At 45.1% G+C, this 16,321-nt stretch carries 13 protein-coding genes; 7 read left to right on the top strand and 6 right to left on the bottom strand.

What is annotated here, in order from left to right:
* Positions 1 to 3 precede the first annotated feature (3 nt).
* Both NJD71_RS00195 and NJD71_RS00200 read left to right on the top strand, forming a co-directional pair.
* Positions 4 to 1,482: an NADH-quinone oxidoreductase subunit N gene (locus tag NJD71_RS00195; RefSeq protein WP_319049919.1), complete on the top strand. Its 1,479-nt coding sequence runs from the start codon at positions 4 to 6 to the stop codon at positions 1,480 to 1,482.
* A gap of 176 nt (positions 1,483 to 1,658) precedes the next feature.
* Positions 1,659 to 2,489 (top strand): ferredoxin--NADP reductase, encoded by an 831-nt coding sequence (locus NJD71_RS00200; protein ID WP_319049920.1) that lies wholly within the window; start codon positions 1,659 to 1,661, stop codon positions 2,487 to 2,489.
* A 93-nt stretch (positions 2,490 to 2,582) separates the two neighbouring features.
* Here NJD71_RS00200 and NJD71_RS00205 read toward each other — a convergent pair whose 3' ends face one another.
* On the bottom strand, positions 2,583 to 3,362 hold the full coding sequence (locus tag NJD71_RS00205) for a hypothetical protein (RefSeq protein ID WP_319049921.1): 780 nt from the start codon (positions 3,360 to 3,362) through the stop codon (positions 2,583 to 2,585).
* A 514-nt stretch (positions 3,363 to 3,876) separates the two neighbouring features.
* Here NJD71_RS00205 and NJD71_RS00210 point away from each other — a divergent pair.
* Entirely contained in the window at positions 3,877 to 4,764 is an 888-nt protein-coding gene (locus NJD71_RS00210) for an energy transducer TonB (protein ID WP_319049922.1), read from the top strand.
* Between the two features lie 164 nt (positions 4,765 to 4,928).
* Positions 4,929 to 5,804, top strand: a complete 876-nt coding sequence (locus tag NJD71_RS00215; protein WP_319049923.1) for a mechanosensitive ion channel family protein — start codon at positions 4,929 to 4,931, stop codon at positions 5,802 to 5,804.
* Positions 5,805 to 5,838: 34 nt separating this feature from the next.
* Here the strand turns inward: NJD71_RS00215 and ybeY are convergent, their stop codons facing one another.
* Positions 5,839 to 6,399, bottom strand: a complete 561-nt coding sequence (gene ybeY / locus NJD71_RS00220) for an rRNA maturation RNase YbeY (protein ID WP_442967633.1) — start codon at positions 6,397 to 6,399, stop codon at positions 5,839 to 5,841.
* A gap of 388 nt (positions 6,400 to 6,787) precedes the next feature.
* Positions 6,788 to 7,885, bottom strand: a complete 1,098-nt coding sequence (locus tag NJD71_RS00225) for a PhoH family protein (RefSeq protein WP_442967624.1) — start codon at positions 7,883 to 7,885, stop codon at positions 6,788 to 6,790.
* Positions 7,886 to 8,479: 594 nt separating this feature from the next.
* Here NJD71_RS00225 and NJD71_RS00230 point away from each other — a divergent pair.
* The 3 genes from NJD71_RS00230 to NJD71_RS00240 all read left to right on the top strand — a co-directional run bounded on the left by NJD71_RS00230 (position 8,480) and on the right by NJD71_RS00240 (position 11,887).
* Positions 8,480 to 9,787 carry a UbiH/UbiF/VisC/COQ6 family ubiquinone biosynthesis hydroxylase gene (locus tag NJD71_RS00230; RefSeq protein ID WP_319049925.1) on the top strand — a complete coding sequence of 436 codons (1,308 nt, stop codon included), beginning with the start codon at positions 8,480 to 8,482 and terminating at the stop codon, positions 9,785 to 9,787.
* A 166-nt stretch (positions 9,788 to 9,953) separates the two neighbouring features.
* Complete coding sequence (locus NJD71_RS00235) at positions 9,954 to 11,213, top strand: FAD-dependent monooxygenase (RefSeq protein ID WP_319049926.1); 1,260 nt, start codon at positions 9,954 to 9,956, stop codon at positions 11,211 to 11,213.
* Between the two features lie 26 nt (positions 11,214 to 11,239).
* Positions 11,240 to 11,887, top strand: coding sequence for an OmpA family protein (locus tag NJD71_RS00240; RefSeq protein ID WP_319049927.1), 648 nt, complete (start codon positions 11,240 to 11,242; stop codon positions 11,885 to 11,887).
* 21 nt (positions 11,888 to 11,908) lie between these two features.
* Here NJD71_RS00240 and NJD71_RS00245 read toward each other — a convergent pair whose 3' ends face one another.
* The 3 genes from NJD71_RS00245 to nadA all read right to left on the bottom strand — a co-directional run bounded on the left by NJD71_RS00245 (position 11,909) and on the right by nadA (position 16,133).
* Entirely contained in the window at positions 11,909 to 12,826 is a 918-nt protein-coding gene (locus tag NJD71_RS00245; RefSeq protein WP_319049928.1) for a lysine exporter LysO family protein, read from the bottom strand.
* Positions 12,827 to 12,961: 135 nt separating this feature from the next.
* Positions 12,962 to 14,992 (bottom strand): L-aspartate oxidase, encoded by a 2,031-nt coding sequence (gene nadB / locus NJD71_RS00250; protein WP_319049929.1) that lies wholly within the window; start codon positions 14,990 to 14,992, stop codon positions 12,962 to 12,964.
* Between the two features lies 1 nt (position 14,993).
* Complete coding sequence (nadA, locus tag NJD71_RS00255) at positions 14,994 to 16,133, bottom strand: quinolinate synthase NadA (protein ID WP_319049930.1); 1,140 nt, start codon at positions 16,131 to 16,133, stop codon at positions 14,994 to 14,996.
* Positions 16,134 to 16,321 lie beyond the last annotated feature (188 nt).

A 16,321-nucleotide genomic window follows, 5' to 3' on the forward strand; every position in this document is an offset into this window, starting at 1 on the left:
GTCATGAATGAGATTAAGATGAATGATTTGATAGGATTGTTGCCTTACGCGCCGATCATTGCCGTGGTCATTACGGTACTCGTGGTGATGATTGCCCTCACTGTTAAACGCTCTCATATGGTCACTGGTACGATTACAGTGGTCGGCTTAAACATCGGTCTATTTACCTTATTAGGGCAAATGGCTGGTCTAATCGAGAGCGGTGCTATTGCGCCAAATGCTGAGCAGTTATTTGTTATTGATAACTTCGCTCAGTTTAATATGGTAGTGATTTTTGTCTGTGCCTTGGCTTGCTGTACGCTATCGTATGCGTACCTCGCCAACCTCAAAGACAATAAAGAAGAGCTATACTTGCTCATGTTGCTAGCGACTACTGGTGCACTACTAATGGTAAGCGCGCAGCACATGGCATCGTTCTTTATGAGTCTAGAGATGCTATCAGTACCGCTATATGGGATGCTGGCTTACACATATATGCGTAACCAGTCGCTTGAGTCAGGACTTAAATATTTGGTGCTATCGGCGACCGCATCAGCAACGCTTCTGATGGGCATGGCCTTTATCTATGCAGAAGTCGGCTCTTTGGCATTTAAGCCAATCAACATGGTACTGGGTAATTTATTTGAGTCGCCACTACTGATTTTGGGTGCGGCGATGATGATGTTTGGTATCGCGTTCAAGCTCTCTGCAGCTCCCTTTCACATGTGGACACCCGATGTGTACGAAGGGGCACCAGCACCTATCGCTACTTTTTTAGCCTCTGTATCAAAAGTTGCGATGATGGCGCTAGCGGTTCGCTTCTTGATCGATACGGCGTTATTAGCACTACCATCAGTACAAATGCTACTAATGGTAATGGCTACCTTGTCTATTTTAGTGGGTAACCTACTGGCAGTACGTCAGACCAGTCTAAAGCGTCTACTCGGTTATTCTTCTATTGCCCATATGGGTTACGTGATGATTGTTATCGTCAGTATTGGCTCAGCTGCTGATAGTATCTCTAGTATGTATATGGCAGTCTATGCCTTTACCTCTATTGGTGCCTTTGGTGTCGTGACGTTGATGTCGAGTCCATACCGCTTATCTGGTGAAGCTGACGAGCTGACTCACTATCAGGGGTTATTCTGGCGTCGTCCAGTACTGACCGCTGTGATGACTATCATGATGTTGTCACTGGCTGGTATTCCACTAACGGCAGGCTTTATCACCAAGCTATTTGCTATCTTAGCTGCTGTACAAGGAACCAATTGGTTCTTGGCTGCGATGATTATTTTGGGTAGTGCGATTGGTCTATTCTACTACTTGCGCGTTTTACTTACGCTATTCAAACGTCCTAAGCAGTTCATTGAGTTTGATGTCTCTGGACAATGGGGTATTCGTATGGGTGGTATCATGGTCATTGCGGTCACAGCGATTATTCTGTTCTTTGGTATCTTGCCGAACAGCATGATTGAGTGGGCAAGTTTGGCTCGTATTTGGTAGTATCAAGATTGAGCAGTAGATAGGCCTTATCTGCTGTTACGGTTAAAAAACCAAGATGCGCCCGCTTTATGATAAGCTTGGCGCATCTTTTTTTGCCTGCCTTCGCTTGTCGTTACTTACCTCGCGAGGGTCTCTTATAAAAATACAGTTCAATAAAGTATGAGTGACGAATAACTATGAGTGATAATATTCAAACGGTAACGGTGCTGAGTAAGACTACTTGGACGCCCAATCTATTTAGCTTTACCGTCAGCCGTCCTGAGAGTTTTAAGTTTACAGCAGGGCAGTTTGTACGTTTAGGGGTCAATCCTAGTCAGTTGAAATATTACCAGCAGCAGAATGACGCAAATGATGCCGCTACTGATGCAGCATTGAATGAAGATATTTTTCGTGCATATTCGATTGTGTCTTCGCCGTTTGATGAGGTACTAGAGTTTTTCTCTATTGTGATACCTGATGGTGCCTTTACATCGCAGTTGCAGCATTTACAAGTAGGCGATGAGCTCTTGCTTAACACCATGCCATTTGGGTTTTTGACGTTAGCACGTTATCAAAAACCTTTACCAAAGGATTTATGGTTACTTGCCACAGGTACGGGCCTTGCGCCATTTTTATCGATGCTACAAGATCTAAAGACGTGGGAAGACTACGAGCATATCGTACTGGCTTATAGCGCACGTTCTATAGAGGAGCTTGCTTACGTTGAGCAGATTGAGCGTTTGCAAGAAGACTTTGGCACGCTAGTTGATAACCCAGCAAAACTTATCTTTATCCCTATTGTCACAAGAGAGACTGTCGAAGGTGCACTGTCAGAGCGTTTGCCTAAGCTGTTGTTAGAGGGTAGGCTGCAAGAGCGCGCAGGGATCGCTTTAGATGTTGACACGACTCATGTCATGCTATGCGGCAACCCAGATATGGTAGAAGATACCAAAGAGACACTGAAGACGCTAGGGCTGGTGATGAATCGCCGCGGTGAAGGCAATATCGCTGTCGAGAATTACTGGTAGTCATAGTCAATCTCACAAAAAACGCTGTATCTTTGAGGTCATTAGACTTTAGATACAGCGTTTTTTTATGTGTTGAGGTTTTACTTTAGCGCACTATCCTTGGCTAGGTTCCGTTGCGTCGTCGATAGGATTTATCGGGCCTTGCATGATTTGAGGCTCGTCATCATCGCCAATAATATCTTCGTTGTTTGTTGAGGCTAGCAGGTCACGATAGTTGACTTGAGCCTTCAAAACCATCTGATCTTCTTCGAGCTTACCGTAATTTACCTGCACCTTATACAAAGCGCCCATGATCTTTTTATTGTTCTTTAGCCAGCGATGGATATCGAGGTAAATAACCTCGTCTTTTGGCCGTGCGATATTGACATAAGAGAGGATAAAGCCCAGCGGGTCTTTTTTAAGGACACTATGATAAAACCAGATAGCAAGCTTGACGCCTTGGCGTTTGATAAAAGACTCACAGCGTAGGTTTAGTATGTCGGTATAGGTTTGTTGACCAAACACAAAGCGCTGGACGTTGCGATCAAGCTGTACATGGATCAAGCTAAAATTACTGGCGATCTCAGCATATATACCGCCTGCATCAACCGTACAGTAAAGACGAAACCAGTCGTCGTGCAGCTCAACACGCAGCTCTAATATCGCTTTTACATTGTCCGTCACAAAACTTTGTAGCGCATCGTTAACGTAGGTTTGTGCGATGGGTAAAGATATCTCGTCTTCGAGCTTTTCTGTGGTTCTGTTATAGATATCTCTAACCGACTGAGCAATGCGATCCCAACCGTTGCCGAGTGACTCGTCAAAACGATAGCCGATATTCTCAAAGAACTCGTCAAAATTGTCTGAATTGTTTACGTTATCAAAGTCACTCAAACTTATTATCCTTACAATTATAGGGCTTATCATTCGATAGGTGGTACACAGCGTACTGGTATCAGGTATAAACGAAAACCTTGTATCAGATACCAGTAGACAATGATTTTGCACCGAATAATAGGGTGCTCAGTGCCACAGTGCTAAAACAGTATATAACAAATACAGTGGCTTCAAAATGGACACATGCGTTTTATGACAATTCATTTGATATCACAAGCCTTGTATCTGTTTTATTATGATTTTGAGAATGTGATTCTTACTAAGATTAATATAACTTATTGCTCGAATTGAAAGTGTTCAGTGAGAACGGTATTCAATGACACAGTATTAAGTGACACAAGTATTAAATGATAAGGTTAAAGCAATACCGTTGATGGTTAAGCTAGCGACATAATTATATGTCATGTTATGATAGCGCCAACATATATCGTGCCTGTCGTTAAAGTGCTTATATCGTAGCTATTGAAAAGTGCGGTTACTGATACACGGCATCCATAAGCAGAGACCTACTGTGGCCTATATCAAAGACTCACAAAGCTACCATTTTTCAGCTCAGCCTCCAAAGCGCGATGTGAGCTTACCTGTGGCAGTCGTTATTGCGGTCGCCATACACGTGTTGATTATTTTTGGTATAAGCTTTTCAATGGGTAAAGACCCTGCAGCAATGATGCAAGATGTCGCAAAGGCATTGACCGATAATATGCAACCAAATGAGGATGCTCAATTTATTGCCAACGCCTCACAAGCAGGGGGCGGGACAGTAGAGGAGCAGCTCAGACAAGAGAATGACCAAATAAGTCCACTGTCTGCTGAGCAAATGAGCGAGACGCAAGACGTCATCAACTTACAGCGTCAAGTACGACAGCAGCGCTATCAAGAGAGCTATCTGCGCACTACGTTGAGTTGGCGGCAGGCGAGCGTAGAGTCGGATAATGACAGTAAACAAGCACAAGACGATCTAATGGCACAAGAGGAGCGTCTGCGTAAGCAAATCGCGACTTTGGAAGCACAGTTGTCTCAGCGCCAGCAAGTCTATGCGACAAAGTCCAAAGTGGTAACGATGGATAGTAATTCGACCACGCGCGGAGCAGCAGCAGATTATATCAATACTTTTCGTGAACACGTCGAGCGCGTCGGTAACTTGCATTATCCTGTGCAAGCGCGGGCGCAAGGTATCACAGGTGAAGTGCGGCTGATGGTTATCATCAGTAATAACGGCAATATTAAGGCCATTCGTCTGCTTGAAAGCTCAAACTCAACGATACTGGATGAAGCAGCCAAGCAATCAGTCAGGCAAGCAGCACCTTTCGGACCATTTACCAAAGATATGCGTGATATCGTTGAGCTGCGCCTGATACGTACTTATCGTTATAGTGACACAGTGGACGTTACATACTAACGTTAGAGAAAGTAAGTAACACGATAAGCGAACATAGAGTAGCAATGAATGCGTCATACTATTTTGGCGAAAATCATTGCTTGGCGATGGTCATTGCAAACAAGATAATGGTAAGTAACCAGTACCCAAATTTATAATACACCGCTATAGAATAAAGAGTCAGTATGGAATTTTTAGGTTTTACAGTAGATGTTGCAGCGCTCACCAACAATGCATTAGAGCTAGTCATAAAGGTAGCACTAGCCATATTAATATTCATTGTCGGGCGCTGGCTTGCCAAGAAGGCTGTCGCTTTTGCAGATCGTTTGATGACGCGTAGTCATTTAGATGAAACAGTCTCTGGCTTTCTAAGTCGTCTGTTGTATGGCGTGCTATTGGTTGTCGTAGTCTTAGCCGCACTTAGCAAAGTTGGCGTACAGACTACCTCGGTCGTTGCTATTTTGGGTGGTGCTGCAGTTGCCGTTGGTCTGTCACTAAAGGATCAGCTGTCAAACTTTGCTGCTGGGATTATGATTGTGACTTTTCGTCCGTTTGTGCGCGGTGACTATGTGCAGATCAGTAGCTATACAGGTACAGTGACAGAGATTAACTTGGTCAACACCCATCTAACGACGATCAACAATCACGATATTATTATCCCGAACAGCGACATCACAACATCGCCAGTAGTCAACTACACTGCATTGCCCAATCGCCGTGTCGATATTACAGTTGGTATTGGCTATGATGCGGATATCAAAACAGCCAAAGATCTGATGCTGAGCCTAGCCAGAAACAACCCGCTGTCTTTTACCGATCCTGAGCCTATCGTACGAGTGACCAATCTAGGCGACAACTCAGTTGATTTGACACTGAACGTCTGGACCACCAACGATGACTGGTGGTCGATGCAGTGCCAATTGCTTGAACAATTCAAGCACGCGTTAGATGATGAAAAGATTGAAATTCCATTCCCGCAGCGTAGCGTCCATGTCAAAGGTTTGGACCATATGATCAATCAAATGGGTCAAGCACAAAAGCTACCACTATCTAAAGACTAACTGGGCTAAAGACTAATTGATAAAAACAGCTGTGTTAGATATACGGATTTGGTAGGTTTAGACCTGCCAAAATCTCAATTTCAAAGTATTCCATCTCATCTTGCTCAGCCTGTCCAAGCTCATGATCAAACCCTAGCAAATGCAGCATACCGTGCACCAATAAATGGCTAATATGCTGTGCTAGGGTTTTGTCTTGCTCTTGCGCCTCACGTACCATCACTTCATGACAGATAATAAGCTCGCCAAGCGGTAACGTTGGCATTAACTGTATGATAGCAGCAGGCAACTCGCTCGGATAAGATAAAATATTGGTCGCGTAGTCTTTACCACGTGCTTCTAAATTTAGAGCGCGTCCCTCAATATCATCAGTAATATATAAATCTAATGCTTTAGATTTCTCTTGCCACAGCTCGGTATCTATATCTGCAAAATAGGGTAACGTCAGACCTTTACCGACACGCTCATCGATATAATCCAAAACTGCCCTCATCACAGACAGTAGATGAGCACGATCATAAAACGTATCCAATACCTCATCACTAATGCTATCGGCTGCACTGATATCAAGTGCTGCGAGTTCCGCATCATGACTCATAGCATTACTATCAGTATTATCAACATTGGTACCATCAATATCAGTATTGTCAGATTGGCTCATATCATTATCCTTTTTATTGTAGATGGTCGCATATAAACACCTATACTATATTTTAGTTAATCTTTTAAATATAGTGGCATCCAAAATAGCACTATTGCTAGAGAGATTCGCTAGTTAGTGCTTTACTCGTATAATTAGCTGACTATAAACTATATCATGAAGGCGACTATCGCTAAGTTATGAGCAGGCAGTGATTAAAAAGCGAGACTACATTGAACGTAGGCTAAACCTGAACCTACGTAAAACTAAATAACGCCTAGTAAGAAAAGACCGGACTACCCTGAGTAATCCGGTCTTTGTTAGAACCAAGCTTTTGAAAATATATTTATAGTTTAGCAGCAGCGTTAGCCACAGCTTGTCTACGCTCTTGCTCCTTGATACGTTCAAATTTACGCTTCTCTTCTAGAGCTATTTGCTCTTCGTCGAACACATCATAAGCTTCAACGATTTGTTGTACCAACTGATGGCGTACCACGTCTTTTGAGTCAAACTTGGTGATATGAATCTCTTCGATGTCTTTTAAGATATCCATCGCCTGTGCGAGACCTGACTTATGACCGCGGGGCAAATCGACCTGAGTGATATCACCAGTAATTACCGCACGTGAGCCAAAGCCTAAACGCGTCAAAAACATTTTCATTTGCTCAGGTGTGGTGTTCTGTGCTTCATCCAAAATGACAAATGAGTTGTTGAGCGTACGACCACGCATATAAGCAAGCGGTGCGATCTCGATAATTTGACGCTCGATCATTTTACCGACTTTCTCAAACCCTATCATCTCATAAAGCGCGTCATACAATGGACGCAAGTATGGATCAATCTTTTGCGTTAGATCCCCTGGCAAGAAGCCCAATTTTTCGCCTGCTTCTACCGCTGGGCGTACGAGCAAGATACGCTCAATCTCGTTGCGCTCAATCATATCCACCGCGCAGGCGACCGCAAGATAGGTCTTACCAGTACCAGCAGGTCCGATACCGAACGAGACATCAGAGCTCAAGACATTTTTTACATAGCGCTGCTGGTTGCCACCGCGCGGAATGATACGACCTTTACGTGTGCGCAAGCTAATAGGCGTAAACTCGTTTGCTTCATCTAAGTCGTCTTCATCTTCGATATCGTCATCTTCCTCATTGTCCATATCTTCATCGCGTGAGATACTCGATTGGATCATCAGGTGCAGCTCTTCTGCGCTGATATCTTTGGTGTTTTGAGCTTCATCTACCATCTTGTAGATGATACGTTCACCGCGCTCAACAGCGGTCACATCGCCACTCAGGCAGAAATCACCTTGGCGCTGCATGATTTTGATATCGAGGCGTTCTTGAATATATTTCATGTGGTTGTTGTATTCACCTAACACGGTTTTTAGCTGTGCTGGCGTTAGAAATTCAAACTTTATACGGCGGCTCATGGTATCAGTCAAGCGATTATCCTTGTATTGTGTGCCCGACGCTATAGTCTAGTATTGCATGCGTCACGGACTTCAGAGATAAAATAGTTAGTAGCGTTGTTATATTTTAAATAATAAGTGTTCTAAATGATAAGTAGTTTCTAAATGAAAGATGGTTTTTAGATAGTAAGGGTAACGGTCGTTTTGTTATTGGTGTTGTGAAAAATAATAAATAAAAGTCTTGTCTTCATTATGGTAGAGAATTTTTAAAATTCAAGCCATATATTGGATAGATAACGTCGTTTTTGTATGTAGATTGCAATATCAGTACAGGCGACCTTTATCGACTGTTTTTAGGTCAAATCAAAATATAGGTTGACCTGAGTTTCTTATATTCTACTGACCTTGTTTGGTAGTTATAGACCTTGTCCTTGAGTAGAGTAGATAAACGATTTGTCTACGGTTTAGCTCGCAGCATGATAAGGAATTTGTGGTAATCTATGAACGATATTACAGCGCTTTACGATTGAGTCAAAAGCGGCCTTTATCAGATAAAGGTTATCCAATAAAACGGCTATCAATCACTAAAGATAGGCATGCTCAAAAATTATAATAGGAATAACTACGATGCAAGAGACTGATTCACATTTATCTAATTCCAAATATGACTCTAACAATAAAAATGCAATCACCGATCAGCAAGTACTTATCGTTGGTGGCGGTCACGTGGGCTTGTCCTTTGCCTTGCTATTAGCGAATCACGGCATCGCTAGCACCTTACTAGAAAAAAACCGTTATCCAACCATCAGTCCAACCGATGACCGTACACGCAGTCACTATCTGGACAGTCGCAATACAGCGCTGTCGCGGCGCACAGTACAGATCTATCAAGAGATCGGACTGTGGGATGACCTGCAAAGCCATGCGTGCCGAATTGATAGCGTGCAGATTAGTGAGCAAGGCAGTTTTGGACGCGCACAGCTTAATAAAGCCGAAGAAAAAGTCGAGTCTTTTGGCCAAGTGATTGAGAACGCGTGGCTCGGGCGCAAGCTCTTATTAGCCGCGCAGCAGTCACCACTCGTGACCTTGATTGATAATGCCAGTGTCAATGCAGTGACCCAACAAGCCGACGGCGTAACGCTGAGCTTTAGTGATGAAAGCAATGCGGAACACGAGCAGCAGCTACAAGCCAGCGTGTTGGTCGCTTGTGATGGACGTGATTCTACCGTACGTCAACTGTTAGATATCGGCACCACCACCTATGACTATCAGCAAACGGCTATCGTTGGCGTGGTAGAGACCGATACGGCGCACGAGCATGTGGCAATTGAGCGTTTTAGCCCAGCAGGGCCGCTGGCAGTGTTGCCACTAACGGATCCAGAAGGTGATGGCAATGATGACTATCAACAAGGCTATAGACGCTCTGTGGTTTGGGTCTGTCCAACAGGCGAGGAAACCAAATATCTAGAAGACGACGCACATTTCTTGCAAACGCTACAGCAGGCATTTGGACAACGCGCGGGCACGTTTGTTGCTGCTGGTCGCCGCGGTGCGTATCCATTGTCGCGTGTATTGGCAGACAAGCAGGTCGAGGGTCGCTGCGTCATTATGGGTAATGCTGCTCATACTTTGCATCCTGTCGCGGGTCAAGGGTTCAATTTGTGTATGCGCGATGCCCATGTCTTGGCGCAAATGATGAGCTCGCAAGTGCTCAAAGGCGAAGACATCGGTAATGCGCAATTACTACAGCGTTATGAAAAAGCGCGTCAAACCGATCAAAAACGAGTGATTCGCTTTTGTGATGCCGTGGTACATGGCTTTACCCATCCCAATCCCGCCATCAAGCTAGCACGTAATATGGCATTGTTGGCCTTTGATAAATTGCCAAATATCAAGCCATTGGTTGCGACCTACGCGATGGGTTTAAAGTCATAGCGCTATAGTTAATCCTCTTTAAAAGAGTGACAGCGTTAACCTCGCTTGAAGTATTGCTTATACATCTGCACTCGGTTGCCTTGTCTCTCTTTTAAACTGAATCAACTATATGTCATTGAGATTGATGATAAGCATTCTAATATTGAGCAATATTGAGAGACACCTTATGAAAAACAATCGTACGCTGATTATCGGTGGCGGTATCGTTGGCGCGACGCTCGCGCTAAAGCTGGCACAGGATAAAATGCCAGTGACCTTAGTTGATGCTTGTTCTGCCCGTGACGAGTCAGCGTGGCAAGCGGTGCTGAGTAAACGTGACGCGCGTGTCTATGCGCTCAGTCTAGCGAGTATTAACTTGCTCATGGAGGTTGGCGCGTGGCAACACATTGCCGCATCTAAGCGCAAAGCGGATTACTCACAGATGCAGGTCTGGCAACTCAACGGCATGGGCGAGCTATTATTTGGTGATAGCCGTGATCAAAGCGCTGCGCCTGAGATACTCGGTAGTATGGTGGAGCCTGCCGTCATTGAGCACGCCTTATGGCAGCGTTTACATGAAGAGGATGTCAGCGAGTATCTGACGGTTATCGCTGGACACAAAGTAGTAAATATGGACTGGTTGGGTGCGCAGCAAGGTTACCGTGTGACGCTAGATGATGAGACAGCGATTGATGCGCGTCTATTGGTCGGTGCTGATGGTCGCGGTTCATTTGTCCGCAAGCAAGCAGGGATTGGGATCGATACGCTTGATTATAATCAAACGGCGATTTGCTGTGCGATTCAGACCGAGAAACCCCATCAAGCGACTGCTCGTCAAGCCATGTTGCCAACGGGCACGCTAGCGATATTGCCGTTAGCGGACATTACTGAGACTGATAAAGCAAACCCACAACATTGGCAATCGATCGTATGGACATTGCCGCGCAATCAGGCATTGGCATTGATAGAAGAAGACAACCGCTATATCGCGGATAAACTTGCAGCAGCAAGCCATTACGAGCTGGGCGCTATCCATCAGATTGAATCCATTGCCAGTTTCCCTCTAGCAGCACAGCAAGCAAAAAGCTACGTAGCTGATAACTTAGTACTCATCGGCGATGCGGCTCATGGCGTACATCCGCTGGCAGGTCAAGGACTGAACCTCGGTATGCTTGATGTAAAAGTGTTGTGTGAGCAGTTGATGCATGACTTTACCCGTAGTGGCGGCACGCTGTGGGGCAGCAATCAAACACTGCGTCATTATGAGCGTTCGCGCCGTCCGCATAACAGCCTGATGATGCACAGCTTCTCTGCACTCAACTGGTTGTTTGCAGGGTCGCTTGCCCAAGCGCGTCCCGTGCAGCAAATCCGTAATGAAGGCATGTACCGCGTCGGCAAAATCAAGCCACTGATGCGCTTGTTTGCGAAGCAGGCGAGTGGGGTTTAGGGTTTTGGCTTAGGGATGAATAAAGCATGAGTATTAAATTACCGACATTAGCAACGGGTTTGATAAGTGTATTGATACTGACAGGTTGTCAGACGCCGTTAAAAAGTACGGCGCTCAATCAAAGTATTGAAGAGCCGCCTATTACGTTAGTACCAAATACTCCGGATTCAGATGGCGATGGCGTACTTGATGATATAGATGAATGTCCTGCTACACCTTGGAAGGTGATAATAGATGAAGCAGGTTGTCCTATTGCAGGTATTGGAGTAGGTCTAAAAATGGAGTATCGCGCATTTTTTGATAAAGACAGTAGTGAGTTGTTGCCAAAGTATCAAGCCGAGCTTGATAGAGTAGCAGAGCAGATGAATAAGTACGATACCGCTACTATGAAAATTGAAGCTCATATTTCGGAAGATGAAATGGGACAGGTATTAAGTGCTTTACCCAAAAATAGAGCTATGATAGTCAAAAACTACCTCATTTTAAAACACGACATCGAGCCTAGTCGTTTGAGTACTTTTGACTGTGGTATCAGAGCGCCTATTTCATCAGCTGACACCACAGAGGGAAAATCCATGAATCGTCGAGTTTATGGACTAGCGACAGAGCCCGAAGATGGAGTGGTTTATCATAATCAAAATGACTCAAAATCAGATATATGTATTGAGTTTTAAATCATAGTCAGTTATCAAAAGCTATACCGACCCAAGCGCCGAAAAAAATACCATCAGTACGGGCGAGATAATATTAATCAAGAAGCCAAAACTGATCGCCAGTGGCACAACTTTTAGACCACCTGATTGTTGAATAATAGGCAAGGTAAAATCTAAGCTGGTCGCACCGCCAAGCCCCACCGCAGCAGAAGGGTATTTGCGCATAAATACAGGAATAAATAATAAGGCAAAAAACTCTCGCACCAAATCATTAAATAGCGCGACGCTGCCCCACACTGCACCATAAGCATCGGTCATAACAATCGCGGATAGCGAATACCAACCAAACCCTGACGCCATTGCCAAGCCTTTCGTCCATGATACGTCTGTGAATAGTAAAGCGAAAACAAGCCCACCAACCAACACCGATAGCGTAAAGATAATGCCCATCTCAACACCGCGCTTATTGAGCATGACTTCTTTTAAAGTAATGCCTGAGCCTTTGAGACCGATGCCTACGAGCAAAATCAGAATCATCAGCATGACCGTCATAGAGTTTTCAGGCGGCATATAATCAGCAGGTAAGAAAAAGCCAATCACCATCCCAATCACCACGCAGACGACCTGTAATAGGCTGCCCCGAATACTGACACGATGCTCTTTAGATTTTACGCTTGGTTTTTTGGCATGCCACGGTCGTACATGGTCAAACACCATCAGTGCGAACAGCCCCGTACCAATTGTGAGTATTGATAGTACGGTGACATATAGCGCAATTTCGCCAACTTGACTGCCTAAGCCTTCTACCTGTGACAGTTCAATACCGATCAGTGCCAAGATAAGATATACCAAATAAGACAAGCCCGTATCGGCAAGTCTAGTCAGAGTTGGGTTAGCAGGAATGGCAAAGCCAATAAACATTGGCATCAATACCAAAACAAGGGTAATCAAGCTTTGCATGGGGGTCGGCTCGCAGCATTTTTAACAGGGTGTTTTTGACAAGCTTGCGATTGTACCATAACACCGAAATAATGCTGAAAATACATACCTTAACTCATGTTGACCCTACGTTTCGGTATGGTCTTTTAGACTGGCCTAATCGATTTCTACTAGCACGTGATTCTTTTCAGGCAGACAGTGTTTAGGCAAGCAATGCTCTGGCAGGCCGTTATCACTTTTGAGAGGCTGCGTGGTTCCCGCAAAATAACTGAATTGATCATAAGCTGGGTCATGCTGTGGCTCCACAACGCTAGTAAGAGGGGCAGTCGCTAGGTTTGGATAGTCCTGTCTGTAATGACCACCGCGACTCTCAAAGCGCTGATAGGCAGACTGGATAATTAAGGTTGCTAATGTAAGTTGTCTTTCTAATTGAAAGTATAACAACTCATTGGCAGTAGTAGGGCTGCTCGCATTATTTACGCCAAGCTGGCTCACCTTAGACTCTGTACTCCAATGTTGCCAGTTTTGTATTTGTTGCATTGCTTGCTCTAATTGCTCGGCGCTGCGAGTGATACCCATATTAGCAGTCATCAGCGTTTTTAATGCTGCGGTTATGGTTGCAATATCAGTGTCAGTGTCAATATCAGAGGTGAGCGATTTATGGGTAAGCTCATAGTGATATGCTGATGATACAGATGCCGGTAGCATCACAGACTGCGTATCCCTAAGCACTGGCGCTGACCATGCACTAAGGTATGATCGTGTTAACTCATCACATGATGCGCGATCGAACGTAGCTATTTCTGTTAAGTCTTCTAGGTTCTGTAAGTTGTCTAAACGCTCTAGATAATGCGGTAGGTTGGCTGCGATATTACGGCCAACCACCACACACTCTAGTAGGGAGTTGCTTGCCAAACGGTTGGCGCCATGCAGTCCTGTATAAGCCACCTCACCAGCCGCATAAAGTCCTGGCAAATCCGTTAACCCATCGGCATCAGTCACCACACCGCCACAGCTATAATGTGCTGTTGGTGCAACTGGGATAGGATCGGTAGTCATATCGATACCATGTGCCAGCAGGGTCTTATAAATCTGCGGGAAATGCGCTTTTACGAAGTCTGCGGGCAAGTGACTGACATCAAGATGTACATAACCAAGTCCATTGCTATCAATCTGCGTGGCTATCGCGCGAGCAACGATGTCTCGCGGTGCTAACTCCGCCCGTGCGTCTATATCCAGCATAAAACGCACGCCTGTTTGCGGACAGTATAGTCGTCCACCTTCGCCTCGTAGTGCTTCAGATATCAAAAAGCTACTGTCGCCCAGTGCTAATCCAGTTGGATGAAACTGGATGAACTCCAAATTCGCCAAACGGCAGCCCGCTTGCCACGCCATCATCACGCCATCGCCGACACAGACATTGGGTGCGCTTGCCCGCTTAAAGAGTTGACCTAGTCCACCGCTGGCTAGTACGACTGTACGACTTTGAAAGGTAAGTTGAAGCGCCTGTTTATGATCGAATACAAGTGCGCCTTGGCAGTGCTTGGTACCATAGCCACCGAGGTGTTGAGTATCAGCTATAGGCGATGTGAGTAACTCTAGAGCCTCGTGATAAGGCAATATAGTAATATTAGTCGCAGACTGTGCTTTTAGGATCAAGGTGTCCATCACGTGCCTGCCAGTCGCATCATCTGCGTGGGCGACGCGTCTACAGCCATGCCCGCCTTCTTTTGTTAAATGCAACTCGCTAATCTGTAACTGAGAGAAGTCTTGTGCGTTTATTTTATCCGAAGCTTTAGGTGAGTTCTGAGTAAAGGGCACGCCTTGCGCGCATAGCCACTGAACCGCTTGTTGTCCAGCACCCAAAATGCTGGCAGTATTGTCAGCCGTGCACAGTCCTGCACCAGCCACTAGGGTATCAGCGATATGGTCACTGACAGAGTCATCTTTGTCTAAGCTGGCGGCAATACCACCTTGGGCATAGTGACTTGAGCAAACCTCAAGTGCTGCTTTACTCAAAACGGTAACATGCAGTGATGTAGGTAGGGATAGTGCAGTGCTCAAACCTGCCAATCCAGCACCAATAACAAGGACGTCAGTTTTTATAATCGTGTTCATGTTACTGTTACTCCCATTATTATCAGGTTCAATAGTGCTGGCATGGTTGGCTGAGTGCTGCTGCTTCATATTATGCTGCTCCAACATTAGCGAACAGTGTACGGTCTTTGACAATATCGCCACTGGCAGCGACGTTTTGCTTTTGTGCTTCAGCAAAATCAAGCATACGCTGCAAAGGTTTTTTGGCGGCAACTGCCAGCTCAGGTGTCATCAACACCTCACCGCTGTTATTAGTTAGGCATTGCTCGATACCTTTTAGACCATTCATCGCCATCCAAGGACAAAACGCACAGCTCTTACAGCTCGCACTCTCACCAGCAGTAGGCGCTGCCAAAAATCGTTTGTTTGGTGAGCGTTTTTGCATTTCGTGCAATATGCCTAAGTCAGTGGCAACGATAAAGGTATCAGCGTCCATCTCGTAAGTTGACTTTAACAATTTACTGGTCGAGCCTACTACGTCAGCGAGTGCAACCACGCTATCAGGTGACTCAGGATGGACCAGTACTTTGGCCTCTGGATGCTCTGCTTTTAATTGTTCAAGCTCAGTAGCTTTAAATTCATTGTGTACAAGGCAAGAACCCTGCCACAGCAACATATCTGCGCCCGTCTCACGAGCGATGTATTTGCCCAAATGCCGGTCAGGTCCCCAAATGATGGGCTCACCTTGCGCATGTAAATGACGGATGATTTCGATACCGACAGATGAGGTCACTACCCAGTCAGCTCTTGCTTTCACCGCGGCACTGGTATTAGCATAGACAACGACCGTACGCTCAGGATGCGCGTCACAAAATGCCGAAAACTCATCAGCAGGACAGCCCAAATCTAGCGAGCATTCCGCCTCTAGATCTGGCATAAGTACCGTTTTTTCCATACTTAATATCTTTGCCGATTCGCCCATAAAGCGCACTCCAGCGACCACGAGCGTTTGGGCACTATGGGCCTGACCAAAACGCGCCATCTCGAGCGAGTCACCAACACAGCCGCCTGTTGCGAGCGCCAAGTCCTGGATAAAAGGATCAACATAATAATGCGCTACCAGTACGGCGTTATGTTCCTTTAAGAGTTTCTTGATGTTCTCTTCAACCACGATGCGCTCAGAACGCGGCAAGTCAGCTGGCATCTTTGCCTTGGCATAGTCGATATTCATTTGAGTAGCGATACGGTTGTCGGTACTCATAATGGGTGCGTCGTAAGGATAAATTTTCATAATGGCGACCTCTATTGGTACGATAATGATAAATGTATGTGTCAAAAATTCAGATAATTTAAGATTAGAAAATGATTGAGTTAACTTAATTATGCTCATTTTGAGCATAATTACAAGTGTTTTTTGTATACGGATGGATATACATCAGATGATTAAGCGCTCCTAATTCATATATTTTGGTGATTTTA

The organism is Psychrobacter sp. PP-21 (genome assembly GCF_033790785.1).
Lineage (GTDB): Bacteria > Pseudomonadota > Gammaproteobacteria > Pseudomonadales > Moraxellaceae > Psychrobacter.

Excerpts from the sequence above, each read along its gene's own strand:
- NJD71_RS00195 (WP_319049919.1), top strand. The coding sequence starts at position 4 with ATGAATGAGATTAAGATGAATGATTTGATAGGATTGTTGCCTTACGCG.
- NJD71_RS00200 (WP_319049920.1), top strand. The coding sequence starts at position 1,659 with ATGAGTGATAATATTCAAACGGTAACGGTGCTGAGTAAGACTACTTGG.
- NJD71_RS00215 (WP_319049923.1), top strand. The coding sequence starts at position 4,929 with ATGGAATTTTTAGGTTTTACAGTAGATGTTGCAGCGCTCACCAACAAT.
- ybeY (WP_442967633.1), bottom strand. The coding sequence starts at position 6,399 with ATGAGTCATGATGCGGAACTCGCAGCACTTGATATCAGTGCAGCCGAT.
- NJD71_RS00230 (WP_319049925.1), top strand. The coding sequence starts at position 8,480 with ATGCAAGAGACTGATTCACATTTATCTAATTCCAAATATGACTCTAAC.
- NJD71_RS00235 (WP_319049926.1), top strand. The coding sequence starts at position 9,954 with ATGAAAAACAATCGTACGCTGATTATCGGTGGCGGTATCGTTGGCGCG.
- NJD71_RS00240 (WP_319049927.1), top strand. The coding sequence starts at position 11,240 with ATGAGTATTAAATTACCGACATTAGCAACGGGTTTGATAAGTGTATTG.
- NJD71_RS00245 (WP_319049928.1), bottom strand. The coding sequence starts at position 12,826 with ATGCAAAGCTTGATTACCCTTGTTTTGGTATTGATGCCAATGTTTATT.
- nadB (WP_319049929.1), bottom strand. The coding sequence starts at position 14,992 with ATGAAGCAGCAGCACTCAGCCAACCATGCCAGCACTATTGAACCTGAT.
- nadA (WP_319049930.1), bottom strand. The coding sequence starts at position 16,133 with ATGAAAATTTATCCTTACGACGCACCCATTATGAGTACCGACAACCGT.